The sequence below is a fragment of the Klebsiella sp. CN_Kp073 genome (assembly GCF_040065495.2).
Lineage (GTDB): Bacteria > Pseudomonadota > Gammaproteobacteria > Enterobacterales > Enterobacteriaceae > Klebsiella > Klebsiella aerogenes.
On record NZ_CM198051.1, the window covers coordinates 24,711 to 42,948 of the forward strand.

General features: G+C 56.1%; 19 protein-coding genes. 11 read left to right on the forward strand and 8 right to left on the reverse strand.

Going from position 1 to position 18,238, the window contains the following annotated elements:
• The first annotated feature begins 7 nt into the window (after positions 1-7).
• Genes ABLV66_RS00115 through ABLV66_RS00125 form a run of 3 tightly spaced genes read left to right on the forward strand, consistent with a single transcriptional unit; the run spans position 8 to position 1,192 of the window.
• On the forward strand, positions 8-355 hold the full coding sequence (locus ABLV66_RS00115) for a YidH family protein (RefSeq protein WP_015369053.1): 348 nt from the start codon (positions 8-10) through the stop codon (positions 353-355).
• Positions 345-707: a DUF202 domain-containing protein gene (locus ABLV66_RS00120; protein ID WP_015369054.1), complete on the forward strand. Its 363-nt coding sequence runs from the start codon at positions 345-347 to the stop codon at positions 705-707. Before ABLV66_RS00115 ends, ABLV66_RS00120 begins: the two co-directional genes overlap by 11 nt.
• Complete coding sequence (locus ABLV66_RS00125) at positions 704-1,192, forward strand: radical SAM protein (RefSeq protein ID WP_047044633.1); 489 nt, start codon at positions 704-706, stop codon at positions 1,190-1,192. Before ABLV66_RS00120 ends, ABLV66_RS00125 begins: the two co-directional genes overlap by 4 nt.
• On the opposite strand, the gene dsdA is transcribed toward ABLV66_RS00125, so the two are convergent.
• Positions 1,189-2,517 (reverse strand): D-serine ammonia-lyase, encoded by a 1,329-nt coding sequence (gene dsdA / locus ABLV66_RS00130; RefSeq protein WP_047044636.1) that lies wholly within the window; start codon positions 2,515-2,517, stop codon positions 1,189-1,191. The genes ABLV66_RS00125 and dsdA overlap by 4 nt on opposite strands.
• Positions 2,518-2,533: 16 nt before the next feature.
• On the reverse strand, positions 2,534-3,871 hold the full coding sequence (gene dsdX / locus ABLV66_RS00135; protein WP_047044639.1) for a D-serine transporter DsdX: 1,338 nt from the start codon (positions 3,869-3,871) through the stop codon (positions 2,534-2,536).
• Positions 3,872-4,094: 223 nt separating this feature from the next.
• Between dsdX and dsdC the strand changes: the two genes are divergently transcribed.
• Positions 4,095-5,018, forward strand: a complete 924-nt coding sequence (dsdC, locus tag ABLV66_RS00140; RefSeq protein WP_045395944.1) for a DNA-binding transcriptional regulator DsdC — start codon at positions 4,095-4,097, stop codon at positions 5,016-5,018.
• 360 nt (positions 5,019-5,378) lie between these two features.
• Here the strand turns inward: dsdC and emrD are convergent, their stop codons facing one another.
• The 4 genes from emrD to tisB all read right to left on the reverse strand — a co-directional run bounded on the left by emrD (position 5,379) and on the right by tisB (position 8,295).
• Positions 5,379-6,563 carry a multidrug efflux MFS transporter EmrD gene (gene emrD, locus ABLV66_RS00145; protein ID WP_047044642.1) on the reverse strand — a complete coding sequence of 395 codons (1,185 nt, stop codon included), beginning with the start codon at positions 6,561-6,563 and terminating at the stop codon, positions 5,379-5,381.
• Between the two features lie 175 nt (positions 6,564-6,738).
• Positions 6,739-7,572, reverse strand: coding sequence for an EamA family transporter (locus ABLV66_RS00150; RefSeq protein ID WP_063416238.1), 834 nt, complete (start codon positions 7,570-7,572; stop codon positions 6,739-6,741).
• A gap of 67 nt (positions 7,573-7,639) precedes the next feature.
• Complete coding sequence (locus tag ABLV66_RS00155) at positions 7,640-8,086, reverse strand: GNAT family N-acetyltransferase (protein WP_045397801.1); 447 nt, start codon at positions 8,084-8,086, stop codon at positions 7,640-7,642.
• An 89-nt stretch (positions 8,087-8,175) separates the two neighbouring features.
• Positions 8,176-8,295, reverse strand: a complete 120-nt coding sequence (gene tisB, locus ABLV66_RS00160; protein WP_004145059.1) for a type I toxin-antitoxin system toxin TisB — start codon at positions 8,293-8,295, stop codon at positions 8,176-8,178.
• Between the two features lie 551 nt (positions 8,296-8,846).
• Here tisB and ivbL point away from each other — a divergent pair.
• The 7 genes from ivbL (at position 8,847) to uhpT (ending at position 16,146) form a co-directional block, all read left to right on the forward strand.
• The gene (gene ivbL, locus ABLV66_RS00165; protein ID WP_316422746.1) at positions 8,847-8,942 is read left to right on the forward strand and encodes an ilvB operon leader peptide IvbL; all 96 of its coding nucleotides are present in this window, start codon (positions 8,847-8,849) and stop codon (positions 8,940-8,942) included.
• A 104-nt stretch (positions 8,943-9,046) separates the two neighbouring features.
• Entirely contained in the window at positions 9,047-10,735 is a 1,689-nt protein-coding gene (gene ilvB, locus ABLV66_RS00170) for an acetolactate synthase large subunit (protein WP_047044651.1), read from the forward strand.
• 3 nt (positions 10,736-10,738) lie between these two features.
• Positions 10,739-11,026 (forward strand): acetolactate synthase small subunit, encoded by a 288-nt coding sequence (gene ilvN / locus ABLV66_RS00175; protein ID WP_016162014.1) that lies wholly within the window; start codon positions 10,739-10,741, stop codon positions 11,024-11,026.
• Positions 11,027-11,176: 150 nt separating this feature from the next.
• Positions 11,177-11,770: a response regulator transcription factor UhpA gene (gene uhpA, locus ABLV66_RS00180; RefSeq protein WP_015369064.1), complete on the forward strand. Its 594-nt coding sequence runs from the start codon at positions 11,177-11,179 to the stop codon at positions 11,768-11,770.
• A gap of 17 nt (positions 11,771-11,787) precedes the next feature.
• Positions 11,788-13,269, forward strand: coding sequence for a signal transduction histidine-protein kinase/phosphatase UhpB (gene uhpB / locus ABLV66_RS00185; RefSeq protein ID WP_348877050.1), 1,482 nt, complete (start codon positions 11,788-11,790; stop codon positions 13,267-13,269).
• 11 nt (positions 13,270-13,280) lie between these two features.
• Positions 13,281-14,609, forward strand: a complete 1,329-nt coding sequence (locus ABLV66_RS00190) for an MFS transporter (protein WP_045397811.1) — start codon at positions 13,281-13,283, stop codon at positions 14,607-14,609.
• Positions 14,610-14,754: 145 nt separating this feature from the next.
• Entirely contained in the window at positions 14,755-16,146 is a 1,392-nt protein-coding gene (gene uhpT, locus ABLV66_RS00195) for a hexose-6-phosphate:phosphate antiporter UhpT (protein ID WP_015369067.1), read from the forward strand.
• An 80-nt stretch (positions 16,147-16,226) separates the two neighbouring features.
• On the opposite strand, the gene ABLV66_RS00200 is transcribed toward uhpT, so the two are convergent.
• The gene (locus ABLV66_RS00200; protein WP_348877049.1) at positions 16,227-17,093 is read right to left on the reverse strand and encodes a DUF6708 domain-containing protein; all 867 of its coding nucleotides are present in this window, start codon (positions 17,091-17,093) and stop codon (positions 16,227-16,229) included.
• 21 nt (positions 17,094-17,114) lie between these two features.
• Entirely contained in the window at positions 17,115-17,975 is an 861-nt protein-coding gene (locus ABLV66_RS00205; RefSeq protein ID WP_348877048.1) for a DUF6708 domain-containing protein, read from the reverse strand.
• Positions 17,976-18,238 lie beyond the last annotated feature (263 nt).

The following is an 18,238-nucleotide window of genomic DNA, read 5'->3' on the forward strand; positions in this document are numbered from 1 at the left end:
ACTGCTGATGAAAATTTCCCGCATTGGCGAAGCGCCGGATTACCGCTTTTCGCTGGCCAATGAACGCACCTTTCTGGCGTGGATCCGTACGGCGCTCGGCTTTCTCGCCGCGGGCGTCGGGCTCGATCAGCTGGCGCCGGATTTTGCCACTCCGCTTATTCGCGAAGTGCTGGCGCTGCTGCTGTGCCTGTTTGCCGGCGGGCTGGCGGTGTATGGCTATCTGCGCTGGTTGAGTAACGAAAAGGCGATGCGCCTGAAGCAGGATCTCCCCTATACCCGTACGCTGCTGGTGATTAGCGTCCTGCTGCTGGCGGTCGTGGCGGCGGTGATGCTGCTGGTGCTGTATGGCGGATAAACGCCGGGCGCGGCGGGAGAACGATCCCGGTTTACAGCCGGAGCGCACCTCGCTGGCGTGGTTCCGTACTCTGCTTGGCTACGGGGCGCTGATGGCGCTGGCGATTAAGCACAACTGGCATAGCGCCGGGCTGGCGTTCTGGATATCGATTGGCGTACTGGCTGTGGTGGCGATCGTTCTCTGGCGCTACACCCGCAGCCGCCATTTAATGGATGTTGCCGAGAGCGATTTTTTGCAGCCGGGAGCAGTTCGTGACAAATTTTTGATCTCCCTCGCAGTGCTTTCGCTGTCATTATTGTTTGCTGTAACGCATCTACGGCAGATCATTTTATTTCTTAAGGATGTGACATGACAGGATGTCGGACAGAATGCCACTCCCTCGCTCACAACGAACCGGCAGTACAGGAGGTGAAAGTTTATCGCCACCATTGCCAGCAACCGCAGCAGCTATATCGGGAGCTACGCGCGCAGGGCGTGCGCGCCGTTCGTTTTATTCCGCAGCTCAGAGCGGAAGATGCCAATGCATGGGGAAACTTCCTTTGCGCCATTTTCCATATCTGGGCGCGGGAAGATATTGGCCGCATAACGATTACGTTGTTTGAGGAAACCCTGCGTATCTGGTGCGGCGAACCGCTGCGCGAACAGCGGCAGGTGGCCGCCAATAGCGCCTGTTTTGTCTGTGCATGGCGGAGGCTGTGCGCGGGCGACGACGACCCGCTCTGTGAAGGCTACCGCCAGTTCTATGTCGCCAGCGCCCCCTGTATGCGGGTTATGCGCGATCTGCGTAAACAGCAGCGGTCACCGGGCGAACTGATGCCGCTGCTGCGAGCGATTTAACGTCCCTTCGCCAGATACTGCGCCATCTCTTCTTCCGGCACCATACCGCCGCCGGTCGCCCATACCAGGTGGGTGGCCTGACGTAGCTGTTCGTCGCTCAGTCCTTGTAGCTGATGGTACGCTTTACTGGCGCAGACGCGCTGCGGCCCTGCCATCCCGGCCAGCGCGGACGGCTCAAGGCGAATGTTTTCCGCCGTTGCCAGCCAGCCCAGCATGTCGTACATCGTTTGATCGTCAAGGGTATACAGGCCGTCGAGCAGGCGCTCCATCGCCCGGCCAACGAAGCCGGAAGCGCGGCCGACCGCCAGACCATCGGCGGCGGTCAGGTTATCAATCCCTAAATCCTGCACCGCAATCTGGTCATGGAGCCCGGTGTAAATGCCGAGCAGCATACAGGGCGAATGGGTCGGTTCGGCGAACAGACAGTGAACGTGGTCGCCAAACGCCAGTTTCAGGCCGAATGCGACGCCCCCGGGGCCGCCGCCAACGCCGCATGGCAGATAGACGAACAGCGGGTGATCGGCATCGACCACGCGTCCTGCTTGGGCAAACTGCGCTTTCAGGCGTTCGCCGGCCACGGCATAGCCGAGGAACAGCGTGCGCGAGTTTTCATCGTCGATGAAGAAACAGTTCGGGTCGGATTCCGCCGCCTTGCGCCCCTGTTCGACCGCCACGCCGTAATCTTCTTCATACTCAACGACCGTTACGCCGTGGCTGCGCAGTTTGGCCTTTTTCCATGCGCGGGCATCCGCCGACATATGCACCGTGACCTTAAAACCGATGCGCGCGCTCATGATGCCGATCGACATACCGAGGTTGCCGGTAGAACCGACGGCGATGCTGTACTGGCTGAAGAACTGTTTGAATTCCGGCGTCAGCAATTTGCGATAATCATCTGCGATGGTGAGCAGCCCGGCTTCCAGCGCCAGCTTTTCCGCATGGGTCAGCACTTCATAAATGCCGCCGCGCGCCTTAATGGAACCCGAAATCGGCAGGTGGCTATCTTTTTTCAGTAACAGATCGCCATTAATCGGCTGATTGAATTGTTGCTCGAGGCGGCGTTTCATTGCCGGAATGGCAACCACTTCTGATTCGATAATCCCGCCGGTGGCGGCCGTTTCCGGAAAGGCTTCCGCCAGATACGGCGCGAAGCGCTGCAGGCGTTCGTGAGCGTCTTTTACATCTGCGGCGGTCAGGCCGACATAGGGCAAACCTTGCGCCAGGGTCGTCGTCGCCGGGTTAAACCAGGTGGTTTCTTTCAGCGCGATCAGCTCCTGCACAAGCGGGAAGGTCGCGGTTAATTGGGTCAGGTCAGCGTTTTTCATATTACGTCTCGTTCGCTTAGATGATGAAAGAAAGCAGGAAGGTGGCGGCGAGTGCAAGTAAAGAAGCGATAAATGTCGCCGTCGTATAATACTTGAACGTTTCGCTGAGGCTTGCGCCACAGTATTGTTTCACCAGCCAGAACAGGGAATCCGTTACGATCGTGCAGCCAATGGCGCCGGAACCGATGGCAATAGCGATGATCTCCGGACTTACGCCGGGATACAGCGGCAGCATCGGGGCGACGATAGCGGTGGCGCCCATCATGGCTACGGTAGCGGAACCGACGGCGGCGTGAAGGATCAGCGCCACCAGCCAGGCCAGCAGAATCGGATGCATATGCAGATTCGAGAGGATCACCGCCAGGCTATCGGCCAGGCCGCTGGATTTCAAAATCGCGTTGAACGCGCCGCCCGCGCCAATAATCAGCAGAATATTAGCAATCGATCCGAAGCCGTTTTCAGTATGAGTTAGCAGGACGCCCATCCCCATCTGGCGACGAATACCGAGAATGTAATAAGCGACAAAAACGGCAATAAACATCGCGGTGATCGGGTTGCCGATAAATTCCAGCAACATATACAGCGTGCCGCCTTTAGTCATGTTCAATTCAGCGACGGTTTTCACCAGCATCAGCCCAATCGGTAGCAGCACGGTAAATAGCGTAGCGCCGAGCGAGGGCAGCGTCGATTCTTCGCGTACTTCAAGGTTAGAAAACTCGGTCGGCACCGGTTTAAACGGCAGGCGGTTGCCGAGCAGCTTGAGGAACAATGGGCCGCCAACCAGCGAGGCAATCAGGCCCACCAGCAGGCCATAGACGATGACCGTACCGATATCTGCGCCGAGTTTATTCGCCACGAACAGCGCGGCCGGATGCGGCGGCACCACGCAATGCACCGCCATCAGCGCGGTACACAGGGGGATGGCCAGCTTCAGCAGCGAGGTATTGGTTTTTTTGGCAATGGAGAACGCCAGCGGGATTAGCAGCACCACGCCGACTTCAACAAACAGCGTAATACCGCAGATCAGGCCAACCAGCACCATAATTACGTCCGCCGACAACCAGCGACAGCGCTGTAGCGCCAGGCCGATGCGTTCCGCCGCGCCGGAGACTTCCATCATCTTCCCGAGGATGGTACCGAGACCGATCACCGCCGCCAGGAAGCCAAGCGTACCGCCAATACCGCTCTCAATGGCGTTGACCATATCCAGCGGCCCCATGCCCATCATCGCGCCGACGAAAAAGCTCGCCAGCAGGAGCGCCAGAAACGGATGAAACTTCAGTTTGACGATCGTTAAAACGATTAACACGATACTGATAAATAGCGTGCCTACCACCCAGATTTGAGATTCCATACCCCACCTCGCCGTAAATAACGTGTGGTTATTGAACAGAAAAGCGACATAGGCTGACAAACGATAAAAATCGCCTTTCAGGTGATCCAAATTGATGCAAAAGCGTGATTTGGTTCTTAAATAGCCCGTTAAATGTGTATTGGGTCACTTTTATTCATCTTTCAGGCGCGCTCCGGCTGCGTTTTTTTTACACTTACCGGCAAAGAAAAGGCGAGGAATTGTGATGGATGTGATGAAAGAGATAGGCAATCGGCTGCTGAACGGCTGGCAGTTGTCAAAGCTGTACACCTTTGAAGTCGCGGCTCGCCATGAGTCCTTTGCACTGGCGGCGGAAGAGCTGTCGCTGACGCCGAGCGCCGTTAGCCATCGCATCAACCAGCTGGAAGAAGAGCTGGGTATTCAGCTATTTATACGTTCGCACCGCAGGGTGGAGCTGACCCGCGAGGGGCGGCGGGTATTCTGGGCGTTGAAATCCTCGCTGGATAGCCTTAACCAGGAGATTCTGGATATTAAAAATCAGGAGCTCTCCGGCACGCTGACGGTGTACTCGCGCCCGTCGATCGCGCAGTGCTGGCTGGTACCGGCGCTGGGCGATTTCACTCGCCGCTATCCGTCCATCTCGCTGACTGTGCTCACCGGCAACGATAACGTCAATCTACAGCGCGCGGGTATCGATCTGGCAATCTATTTTGATGACGCGCCGTCAACACAGCTCAGCCATCATTTTCTGATGGATGAAGCGATCGTGCCGGTATGTACGCCGAAATACGCGCAACAGCAGCAGTTAATCCACAATCCAGGCAATCTGCGCTACTGCACGTTACTCCATGACCGCCAGGCATGGAGCAATGATTCCGGCACCGATGAGTGGTTCAGCTGGGCGCAGCAATTTGCAATTGAATTGCCGCAATCGTCGGGTATCGGCTTCGATCGTTCTGATTTAGCGGTGATTGCGGCGATGAATGACGTCGGGGTAGCGATGGGGCGTAAGCGGTTGGTGCAGAAGCGGTTAGAGAGCGGGGAGCTTATCGCGCCGTTCGGCGACATGACGCTGAAGTGTCACCAGCACTACTATGTGACGACCCTGCCGGGCCGTCAGTGGCCGAAAATCGACGCCTTTATCGAATGGCTGCACAGCCTGACATAGGGTAAAAGCCGCTATCCGGGGGATTTCCCTGCTTGCGCTACGCTTAGCAGGGCTACGGTTCTGCGCAACCCACTGCCGGGGGCCTTCATCAGAACGGTAGCCCGGATAAGGCGTAAGCCGCTATCCGGGGGATTTCCCTGCTTGCGCTACGCTTAGCAGGGCTACGGTTCTACGGAACCCACCGCCGGGGCCTTCATCAGAACGGTAGCCCGGATAAGGCGTAAGCCGCTATCCGGGGATTTCCCTGCTTGCGCTACGCTTAGCAGGGCTACGGTTCTACGGAACCCACTGCCGGGGGCCTTCATCAGAACGGTAGCCCGGATAAGGCGTAAGCCGCTATCCGGGGAGCGCCAGCGGCGCTTATACCGGCTGCTGGTGGCTGGTAAAGCGCGAGGCCAGCGGCAGCCAGCACAGCAGAATCAACAGCCCCATTAACATCATTAGCAGGCCGAGGCTGCTTTGCCCCGTTTGCGGCATCATCGCCGACAGCCAGGCCAGCACGCCGGAGCCGATATTCTGCAAGCCGCCAACCAGCGCGCCAGCGGTACCGGCGAGGAACGGAAATGGCTCCATCGCGCCGCTGGTAGCCAGCGGGAACAACATACCCGCGCCGAAGAAGAACAGCGCCGCAGGCACCAATAATGTCCAGACGGTCATAACGCCGAACAGCCCCGGCAACCACATCATAACTCCCGCCAGCAGGCAGCAGATAACCGACTGCCACATCAGCGTTGAGAAGCGTTTATTCGGACGGCCAGCGAACCACGCGCCGAAGAACGCCGCCGGGATCGGCAGAATAAACAGAATACTGACCGCCATACTGCTCAGGCCGAGCACCGCGCCCATCAGCACGCCGGAACAGGCTTCGAACACCGCAATCCCGGCCAGCCCGCCCACCAGCATCAACAGGTAACAGTTAAAGGCGCCGGTACCGAACAGCGTTTTGTAACTGGCCAGTAGTTTCGTCCGCGGCGCGCCTTGTGGCCGCGTTTCCGGCATCCATTTCGCCATGCTGAAGGTCACGCCCGCGCACAGCACCAGTAAGAAGGCGTAGCAGGCGCGCCAGTTCCACAGGGTATCGAGGATGCCGCCGAGCAGCGGCGCAATCAGCGGGCTGACCAGTATCCCCATATTTAACAAACTGTTGGCGTGACGTAGCTGCGCGCCTTCATACAGGTCTCGCGGCAGGGTGCGCGCCATGACGCCGCCGACGCCGGTGCCCATCCCCTGCATGGCGCTGGCGGCGATCAACACCGGCAGGCTATGGGTGGTGATGGCAACCAGCGTCGCCAGCATAAAAATAGACATCCCGACGAGGATCACCGGGCGGCGGCCCACGCGGTCAGAGAGCGGGCCGTAGAACAGCTGCGAAATGCCGTACGTCAGGAGGTAGGCCGCCATTACGCTTTGTACCGCCCCTTCACGGACGTTAAGCGATACCGCCATGTCGGCGATAGCCGGAATATAAATGGTCTGCGCCATCTGGCCAACGGCCACCAGCAGTACCAGCATCAACAACAAATTGAAGTTCTTATGCCGTTTCATGTCGATGAATACTTCGTGAGCAATGAGAAATGAAGAATATGTGACTGGCACACCCCTTAAACGATGGAGGAATCTACCACAATAAAATGACAGAACAACTACATAGCACCGATTGTTGGGGAAAATTCAGGCAGGTTTTGTAAACAGGATCGGCAACTAATGTTGCCATTTTAATCTATGAGAGACGCAGCAGGATTGCTCCAGCGGCAATACCACAGGCGGCAACGATGCGCAGCGCTACCACTTGTTCCTTCAGGACGATAAATGCGATCAGCGCGCCGAACAGAATGGAGGTTTCACGCAGCGCGGCGACCACCGCCAGCGGCGCCTGAGTCATCGCCCATAGCGCCAGGCCGTAGGATCCCATGGTGCCGACGCCGCCGAGGATGCCCTTTTTCCAGTGCTGGCGTAAATAACGGCTGGCTTCGCGCCGCCGTGCCGCCATCGCCCAGCACAGCAGGCAGCAACCGTTCATAAAAAAGGTCCACAGGGTATAGCCGAGCGCCGATCCCGCCAGCCGAACCCCGGTGCCATCCACCAGCGTATAGCCCGCGATAAAACAGGCGTTGATCAGCGCCAGCATGATGCCTTTGCGGGAACTGACGCGGCCGTTGAAGGCCATTGCCAGAATCGCCAGACAGATGACGCCAATACCCAACCAGGCCAGCGGCGATAAGCGATCGCCGAGAAATATCACGCTGATAGCCGCGACCAGCAGCGGCGCGGTGCCGCGCATTAGCGGATAGGTCTGGCTCATATCCGACACCTGATAGGTCTTCGCCACCAGTACCGTATACACCACCTGTAATACACATGACGCCACCAGATAGGGGGCGCTGGCCAGCGTCGGCTGTGGCGCGAAGGGGAGCATCACCAGGGCGATCAGCGAGGCCGACCCGCTGACGCTTATCGCCGCGTACATTTTATCGCCGCTGGCTTTGACGATAGCGTTCCAGCTGGCGTGCAGCAGTGCGGCGAACAGCAAAATGCAGAATACGGTGATGGTCATCGCAGGCAAATTCAGCAGTTAAGGTCAGCGGACTGTAACACGCGCCCGCTGCGCCAACCAGCCGCGCTTACAGCGAGCAGAACAGGCGATGCGTAACCCGAGGCTCATCGTATACCGGGCGGAAACCAAAGCGTTCATAAAAGGGCCAGGCCTGCGCCGGGGCATGGGTATTAAGGAAATCGAACCAGGCGCCGGAATGCGTGATGACCGAGACCAGCAGCTGCTGGCCAATTCCCTGGCGGCGATGGCTATCGCGAATATAGAGATGGCGAATGCGCCCGGCCCGCGGCTGCTGGCTGAAGGGGTCGACGTTCAGACCGCAGACCCCAACTAACTGGCCACGGACGAACGCGCCCAGCAGCTTTTCACCAGGGGCGTTAAAGCGGTTTTTGCCGCTTTGCCAGTTTTCCGCCAGCCGACGCAGCATATTGAAGTGCTGTTCAAGGCTTTCGGCGCGCAGCGCGACGAACCCCGGATCATCCGGCGTCGTTGCGGCAATTAATAGCGGTGGCATGGTTCCTCCATCAAGTCATCCCGGAACGCCCGCAGGGCGCCTGCAGGGGGGCGGTTGCCCACCCCCCTCAGGTGCGACTTGAACCTGAATCAGCGGAACTGTTTCAGGACTGCATCAAGTAGTTGCAACACAGCAACCATGAGTTTCAGGATTAAAATAATAATATCCATTCCGCCCATACGCGCGTCTCCTGTGGTTAAGGAGCACAATAAGCTGACGTACCTTTCCGCTGCCTGTTGCCAGCTTATCCCTGTTCTCACAGGGGTTGCGCAGTGATGGCCGCACGGGCCGGACACGACGCATTGTTGACGTAACACAGTGTGCTCTCTCGGGGTTAAGGCACTGACGGCACCACCCGTTTCAGCCAGGACTTCGTTGCGCCGGTCAAACTTGCGGCCCCCGAATGGCACAAAGTGAACACATCCAGTATAGATAAATACTGTATGTATGAACAGTATTTTTTGGACAAATTCGCATCCGCCATCCATACTCTATGACAGAGAAATTTCGACCTTAAATTGCGCGAATTGCAGCGATCGCGTATACTTTTGTCGTTGACGTAATACAGTGTGCTTGCGGCTACCACCCGTAAAAATGCTGATAAAAACCTCGCTCCGGCGGGGTTTTTTGTTTTCTGCCGCTGATGTCGCGAATTGTGATCTTTCGCGCAAATTCTCGTGGATGAAAATAAATCCATTGTGAAAACGCAAAACCTGTGTTTGTATAAATTCAGCTTATTTTTTGACACAACAGGTCCCTAATGAACGCTGCCATGATGATTTCGACCCTACTAAAAACCGCGCCTGCCGCGGTGGTCGTCGTGTCTGTGGTGGTCGTCGTCGGCAATGCGCCGTAGGGTCCGGAACAACACGAATTCCAAACCCCGCCGGCGCAAACCGAGCGGGGTTTTTTGTTGGCGAGCCCCCCGGTAAAGTCGGCCCAGAATAAAAGGACTGGAGCATGGCAAGTTCGGGCACCACATCAAACACAATGCGCTTTACCGGCGCGCAGCTGGTTGTTCATTTACTGGAACGCCAGGGTATCACTATGGTCAGCGGCATTCCGGGCGGCTCCATCCTGCCCATCTACGATGCCTTGAGCCAAAGCACGCAGATCCGCCACATTCTGGCGCGCCACGAGCAGGGGGCGGGTTTTATCGCTCAGGGGATGGCGCGTACCGAAGGTAAACCCGCGGTCTGCATGGCCTGTAGCGGCCCGGGCGCCACCAACCTGATTACCGCCATCGCCGATGCCCGCCTCGATTCTATTCCGCTGGTCTGCATCACCGGCCAGGTTCCGGCCTCAATGATTGGCACCGATGCCTTCCAGGAAGTCGATACCTACGGCATTTCTATCCCCATCACCAAGCATAACTACCTGGTGCGCGACATCGCCGAGCTGCCGCAGGTGATGAGCGACGCCTTCCGTATTGCCCAGTCCGGGCGCCCCGGGCCGGTGTGGATAGATATTCCTAAGGACGTACAGTCGGCGACGATTGAACTGGAAACGCTGCCTGAGCCAGGCGAGCGCGCCCCGGCCCCGGCATTCGCGCCTGAAAGCGTGCGTGAAGCGGCGGCAATGATCAACGCGGCGAAACGCCCGGTACTGTATCTGGGCGGCGGCGTGATTAACGCGCCGCAGCCGATTCGGGAACTGGCGGAAAAAGCCAACCTGCCGACCACCATGACCTTAATGGCGCTGGGTATGCTGCCGAAGGCACATCCGTTGTCGCTGGGCATGCTGGGGATGCACGGCGCGCGCAGCACTAACTTTATTCTGCAAGAGGCTGATTTACTGATTGTTTTAGGTGCGCGTTTTGATGACCGGGCGATTGGCAAGACCGAGCAGTTCTGCCCGAACGCGAAGATTATTCACGTCGATATCGACCGCTCGGAGCTGGGCAAAATTAAGCAACCGCACGTAGCGATTCAGGGCGATGTGGCGGAGGTCTTAGCCCAGCTTATTCCGCAGATTGAAGCGCAGCCGCGTGATGAGTGGCGCCAGCTGGTGGCTGATTTACAAAGAGAATTCCCCTGCGCCATCCCGCAGGAAAGCGACCCGCTCTCCCATTACGGCCTGATTAACGCCGTGGCCGCCTGCGTTGATGATGAGGCGATCATCACCACCGACGTTGGCCAGCATCAGATGTGGACGGCGCAGGCCTATCCGCTCAACCGTCCGCGCCAGTGGCTGACTTCCGGCGGTCTCGGTACCATGGGCTTCGGCCTGCCGGCGGCCATCGGCGCGGCGCTGGCCAATCCACAGCGTAAGGTTATTTGCTTTTCTGGCGACGGCAGCCTGATGATGAATATTCAGGAGATGGCCACCGCTGCCGAAAATCAGCTGGATGTAAAAATCATCCTGATGAACAACGAAGCGCTGGGGCTGGTGCATCAGCAGCAGAGCCTGTTCTATCAACAGGGCGTCTTCGCCGCGACCTATCCGGGGATGATTAACTTTATGCAGATCGCCGCCGGTTTTGGTCTGCAAACCTGTGATTTAAATAACGAAGCAGATCCGCAGGCGGCGCTGCAGGCGATTATCGACCGTCCGGGTCCGGCGTTGATCCACGTGCGTATCGACGCGCAGCAGAAAGTGTATCCGATGGTACCGCCGGGTGCGGCCAATACTGAGATGGTGGGGGAATAAGCCATGCAAAAGCAACACGATAACGTCATTCTGGAACTCACCGTCCGCAACCACCCTGGCGTCATGACCCACGTCTGCGGGCTATTTGCCCGCCGCGCGTTTAACGTTGAAGGCATTCTCTGCTTGCCGATCCAGGGCAGCGAGCACAGCCGCATCTGGCTGCTGGTAAATGATGACCAGCGGCTGGGGCAGATGATTAGCCAGATTGAAAAGCTGGAAGATGTCACCAACGTGGCGCGTAACCAATCCGATCCCACCATGTTTAACAAAATTGCGGTGTTCTTCGAATAACGCTCAAGGCTTGAACAGCTACGCGCTTACCGCTAAGGTAAGCGCCTTTGCCGGATGGCGCTGCGCTTATCCGGCCTACAGGGAGTGAATCCGTAGGCCGGATAAGGCGTTTACGCCGCCATCCGGCGCTTTCAAGCACCAGGAAACACCATGACTACCATCGCCCTTATTGACGATCATTTGATTGTCCGCTCCGGTTTTGCTCAGCTGCTGGGGCTGGAAGCTGATTTTCAGGTTGTCGCTGAATTCGGCTGTGGACGGGAGGCGCTGGCGGGGCTACCGGGGCGCGGTGTACAGGTCTGTATCTGCGATATCTCAATGCCGGATATTTCCGGGCTGGAGTTGCTAAGCCAGCTGCCTAAGGGGATGGCGACCATCATGTTGTCGGTGCACGATAGCCCGGCGCTGATCGAGCAGGCGCTGAACGCCGGCGCGCGCGGCTTCCTGTCGAAACGCTGCAGCCCGGATGAACTTATCGCCGCGGTCCGCACGGTGGCGGCGGGCGGTTGCTATCTCACGCCGGATATCGCCATGAAGCTGGCTGCAGGGCGCCAGGATCCGCTCACCAAACGTGAACGCCAGGTGGCGGAAAAGCTGGCGCAGGGCATGGCGGTGAAAGAGATCGCCGCCGAGCTCGGCTTGTCGCCGAAAACCGTTCACGTTCACCGCGCCAACCTGCTGGAAAAACTGGGCGTCAGTAACGACGTTGAGCTGGCGCGCCGCATGTTCGATAGCTGGCAATGAAGGCCGTCGTCTCACGATTGCTGTCGGTGATCGGCTGCGCCTTTATCTTCTCAGCCGCCTGGTTCTGCCTGTGGAGCATCAGTCTGCATCTGGTGGAACGCGCGGACCTGGCGGTGCTGCTGTTTCCCTTTGGCCTGCGTTTAGGGCTGATGCTGCAGTGCCCGCGTGGCTACTGGCCGGTGCTGCTGGGAGCCGAGTGGCTGCTTATCTTCTGGCTGGCGCAGGAAGTGGCGCTGGCGCACCCTATAATATTGATGACCGGAAGTCTGCTGACCCTGCTGCCGGTAGCGTTGATTTCACGCTATCGCCATCAGCGCGACTGGCTGACATTGTTGCGACAGGGCGGGGCGCTGATCGCCGCCTCGCTGCTGCAATCGCTGCCGTGGTTGGCGCAAGGGAGCGAAGGATTGACCGCGCTGTTGTTGACGCTGACCGGCGGCCTGACGCTGGCGCCGACCTGCCTGGTTATCTGGCACTATCTTACCAGCACCGTCTGGCGGCCGCTGGGACCGTCGCTGGTGTCGCAGCCGGTTAACTGGCGTGGCCGGCATCTGATCTGGTACCTGCTGCTCTTTACCGTCAGCCTGTGGCTACAGCTCGGATTGCCCGCCGAACTCTCCCGCTTTACCCCTTTTTGTCTGGCGCTGCCGATTATCGCTCTCGCCTGGCACTACGGCTGGCAAGGGGCGCTGATCGCCACCCTGATGAACGCCATTGCGCTGATTGCCAGCCAAACCTGGCACGATCACCCGGTTGATTTATTGCTTTCACTGCTAGCCCAGAGCCTGACCGGACTGCTGCTGGGAGCAGGGATCCAGCGATTGCGCGAGCTTAACCTGTCGCTACAGAACGAGCTGGCGCGTAATCGGCGGCTGGCGGAACGCCTGCTGGAAACGGAAGAGAGCGTGCGGCGCGACGTGGCGCGCGAGCTCCACGATGATATTGGCCAGACTATCACGGCAATTCGCACCCAGGCGGGGATCGTGCAGCGTCTGGCGCCACACAACGGTAGCGTACGGCAGAGCGGTCAGTTGATAGAACAGCTGTCGCTGGGGGTTTACGACTCTGTGCGAAGACTGCTTGGTCGTCTGCGTCCGCGCCAGCTTGACGATCTGCCGCTTGAACAGGCGATACGTTCGTTGATGCGCGAAATGGAACTGGAAGACCGCGGCATCGTCAGCCATCTCGAATGGCGGATTAACGAGCCGGGGCTTAGCGAAAACCAGCGCATGACGCTGTTTCGCGTTTGCCAGGAGGGACTGAATAATATCGTCAAGCACGCCAGCGCCAGCGCCGTCACCCTCCAGGGCTGGCAGCAGGATGGGCGATTGATGTTGGTGCTGGAGGATGACGGCTGCGGCCTGCCGCCGGGGTCGAATCTGCAGGGGTTCGGCCTGACCGGCATGCGTGAGCGCGTGACCGCGCTGGGCGGTACGTTAACTATCTCCTGTACACACGGTACCCGCGTGTGCGTCAATTTACCGCTGCGTTACGTCTGAAAGGAGCGCCGATGTTTGCCTTTTTAAAAGCGCCGCCGGACGCCGCGCCAATTAGCGATAAACGCGAGCTGGACGAGCGTTATCGTTACTGGCGTCGCCATATTCTGCTCACTATCTGGCTTGGTTACGCGCTATTTTATTTCACCCGCAAAAGCTTTAATGCCGCGGTACCTGAAATTCTGGCCAGCAATGTGCTGACCCGCAGCGATATTGGCCTGCTGGCCACGCTGTTTTACATCACTTACGGGCTGTCGAAATTTTTCTCCGGTATCGTCAGCGACCGTTCTGATGCCCGCTATTTTATGGGGCTGGGGCTGATTGCCACCGGGGTGGTGAATATTCTGTTCGGTTTTTCCACCTCGCTGTGGGCTTTCGCGCTGCTGTGGGCGCTGAATGCCTTCTTCCAGGGCTGGGGCTCGCCGGTGTGCGCCCGGCTGCTGACGGCCTGGTATTCGCGAACCGAGCGCGGCGGCTGGTGGGCGCTGTGGAATACCGCGCATAACGTCGGCGGCGCGCTGATCCCAATGGTCGTGGGGGCGGCGGCGCTGCACTACGGCTGGCGTGCGGGGATGACGATTGCCGGCTGTCTGGCGATCCTCGCCGGACTGTATCTGTGCTGGCGGCTGCGCGATCGCCCGCAGGCGGTGGGGTTACCCGCCGTAGGCGACTGGCGTCACGATGCGCTGGAAATCGCCCAGCAGCAGGAAGGCGCAGGGCTGACGCGCAAAGAGATCCTGACCCGCTACGTATTGGCCAATCCCTATATCTGGCTGTTATCGCTGTGCTATGTGCTGGTGTACGTGGTGCGGGCGGCGATTAACGACTGGGGCAATCTGTATATGTCGGAGACGCTTGGCGTCGATCTGGTGACCGCTAACTCGGCGGTGACCATGTTTGAGCTGGGCGGTTTTATCGGCGCGCTGGTGGCGGGGTGGGGCTCGGATAAGCTGTTTAACGGCAATCGCGGGCCGATGAACCTGATTTTCGCCGCCGGAATTTTGCTGTCGGTTGGCGGGCTGTGGCTGATGCCGTTCGCCAGCTATGTCATGCAGGCGGCCTGCTTCTTCACCACCGGATTCTTCGTCTTCGGCCCGCAGATGCTGATCGGCATGGCGGCGGCGGAATGTTCGCATAAAGAAGCCGCCGGGGCGGCGACCGGGTTTGTCGGCCTGTTCGCTTATCTTGGCGCCTCGCTTTCCGGCTGGCCGCTGGCGCAGGTGATGGATATCTGGCACTGGACCGGATTCTTCGTGGTGATTGCGATTGCCGCCGGCATTTCCGCGCTGCTGCTGCTGCCGTTTTTAAACGCGCAGGCGCCGCGTACCGCCAGCGAAGCGTGATGTAGCTCACCCTTTCGCCGCGAACGGGGCAAAACTAAGAAATTTTCCCGGTTTCACCTGGACGCCGTCTCAGGCCAGACGGCGCGCTGGTTTTTACAATGCCTGGTTATTACGCAGGCATAAAAAATCAGCTCAGGAGATACCCATGCTGGCCTTTCTGAATCAGGTGCGCAAGCCGACCCTGGATCTGCCGCTCGACGTGCGGCGCAAAATGTGGTTCAAACCTTTCATGCAGTCCTATCTGGTGGTCTTCATCGGCTACCTGACCATGTATCTGATCCGCAAGAACTTTAACATCGCGCAGAACGACATGATCTCCACCTACGGGTTGAGCATGACGCAACTGGGGATGATTGGCCTGGGCTTTTCCATTACCTACGGCGTGGGCAAGACGCTGGTCTCTTATTATGCCGACGGTAAAAACACCAAGCAGTTCCTGCCGTTTATGCTGATCCTCTCCGCTATCTGTATGCTGGGCTTTAGCGCCAGCATGGGGGCGGGTTCAACCAGCCTGTTCCTGATGATCGCCTTCTATGCGCTGAGCGGTTTCTTCCAGAGCACCGGCGGCTCGTGCAGCTATTCCACCATCACCAAGTGGACGCCCAGACGCAAACGCGGCACCTTCCTCGGCTTCTGGAATATCTCCCACAACCTCGGCGGCGCGGGCGCGGCGGGCGTGGCGCTGTTTGGCGCCAACTATCTGTTCGACGGCCATGTGATAGGCATGTTTATCTTCCCGTCGATTATTGCGCTGATCGTTGGCTTTATTGGCCTGCGCTACGGTAGCGACTCTCCGGAATCCTACGGCCTCGGCACGGCGGAAGAGCTGTTTGGCGAAGCGATCAGCGAAGAGGACAAAGAGACTGAAGAAAATGCGATGACCAAGTGGCAGATCTTTGTTGAGTACGTGCTGAAAAACAAAGTGATCTGGCTGCTGTGTTTCTCCAACATCTTCCTCTACGTGGTGCGTATCGGTATCGATCAGTGGTCCACCGTGTATGCCTTCCAGGAGCTGAAGCTGTCTAAAGAGGTGGCGATTCAGGGCTTTACCCTATTTGAAGTCGGCGCGCTGGTTGGCACGCTACTGTGGGGCTGGTTGTCGGACTTGGCCAACGGCCGCCGCGCGCTGGTAGCCTGCGTCGCGCTGGCGCTGATTATCGCCACCCTCGGGGTTTACCAACATGCCAGCAACCAGTACGTCTATCTGGCCTCGTTGTTTGCGCTGGGCTTCCTGGTGTTTGGTCCGCAACTGTTGATCGGCGTCGCCGCCGTCGGCTTTGTGCCGAAAAAAGCGATCGGCGCCGCCGATGGAATCAAGGGCACCTTCGCCTATCTGATCGGCGATAGCTTCGCCAAACTGGGTCTCGGGATGATCGCCGACGGCACGCCGGTCTTCGGCCTGACCGGCTGGGCCGGCACCTTTGCGGCGCTGGACGCCGCCGCCATCGGCTGTATCTGCCTGATGGCCATCGTGGCTATCTTCGAAGAGCGTAAAATTCGCCGCGAGAAAAAGAATCGAGTTTTGCAGACTGCCTGATTCACCAGGTATTTGGTAACCTTGCCCGGCCATTGCGCCGGGCTTTTTTATAGGGTTTTCTGGGCGGCAAACGCATTAAATTAGTCGGCGATTTTTTCATATTCTTCTAACGATGACGCGGTAGATTTTTTAAGCATCGCCTCCGGCCATTCGACTTTGCGCCCGTAAATACCCACGTTAGGATTGACGGTCATATCTAACATCTCGTCTTTGAAATCCATATAGTGGTTAACCCAAGCCCAGAGTTTATAGTTATTAAAATATTCAGACTCAATAATAGTTTTTTCTGAAATAAGCGTAAATGTGTCGGCAATGTTTTCATTTTGATAAACATGGCAGCAAATACACGACCTTTGCTGATAAAAATCATAATAGCCTTTTATAGAATCCCAGGAGAATTCTTTGTATTCTGGCCGGGTCCGTTTATAGAATGGAAAGCGGGTTCTGGCTTTATAGTTGCGGTTCGGTCTTTGGAGCAGTACAAAAAAAACGTATTCGCAAATATAAATTTTTCCTGTTTTTCGATTAAAACGAATTGGGTAATGTCGTGGCGAAAAGAAGCAGTAATTTACTGCAAATGAGGAGAAATAAGCTATGGTCAATATAATAATGACGCCAAAATGGATAGTGAGTGTTAGCAGGAGTTCACTTTTCTCTTGCCAAAAAAAAGCCGCGTAACTTTTGAAATCGAAAATCATATAGTATAAAAACATAATGATTCCCAAACATGATAAAATAACCAAAGGTAATAGCATAATGATATAGAGAATGTTCATCCCATAAAATGAAGAGTGATTGCGAGTGATTTCACAATAGTCATCATTAACATAGGATAATTTCCCCGCATGCGTTAACTTATTTGTATCGCCTGGAGTCTCTGCGATAAGGTTTTTAAGTTCCGTATCGGTAATTTGCTTTGCTAAATAATGGTTCTGGATCGGGAGCATATGCATTCCTTTGCCTATTGACTATGATACCGTTTCGGTGATTTTTTCATATTCATCTAATGATGACACCGTAGATTTCTTAAGCATCACCTCAGGCCATTCGACTTTGCGCCCGTAAATACCCACGTTAGGATTGACGGTCATATCTAATATCTCGTCTTTGAAATCCATATAGCTACTGATCCACAGCCATAGTTTATAGTTATTCAACAGCATTGTTTCTGTTCCCATATCACCCGTAGTGAGTGTAAAGGAGTCAACGATGCTGTTGTTTTCATATACATGACAGTTAAGTCGCGCGTTATTATTCGAAAACTGACAAATTCCTTTAATATCGCTCCAGGCAAATTCTTTGTATTCAGGTTTTGTCTTTTTATAGAAAGGATGGTGGAAGAAAAATGTATAGGGCTGAGTATGAAATAAATCATGGAGAATATACTCATAAACATAAACTTTCCCAGTTTTGCGATTAAAACGGATTGGATAATGCCTGGGAGCGAAAACTGAGTAATTTACCAGTGCTGCTAAAGGAAAGGCCAGTGCGAATAATACTAATATTGTAAAATGTAAAATCAGTGTCACTTGTTGTTTGTTTGGGTCGGCCCAGAATGAGTCAATATACCATTCAAAATCAAAAGCTGCTTCATATAAAAACGCAATGACCCCAAGAAATATCAATATAACCATTGGTAAGAACAATGCAATGCACAGAATATTCATGCCATAAAATGATGTGTAGTTACGAGTTATTTCGCAATAATCATCATTTACACAGGAGAGTTTACCCGCGTGCGTGAGTTTATCTGTATTACTTCTCGTCTCGGCATTGAGTCTGGCAAGGCCATCGTCATCTATATGTTTTGCTAAATAGGTGTGTTGCATAATATGCATTCCGTTGCTTGATAAGGGTAGTGAATCCATAAAAGGATAACATGCTTAATTATTACAGTGCAAAAATAGCAATTCATAGATTAAGCTAATTACATTAATGCGAATATTTGTTTTTAATATATTGTTTCTTTATGTCAGTATGATTGATTAATTCGTTAAAACTATAAAGTAACGCGATAAGTCACATTATGGTTCGTCCGACAGTCGACAGCAGGCAAATTCCCATTATGATAGTGAGGCTGCGATTGGATGAG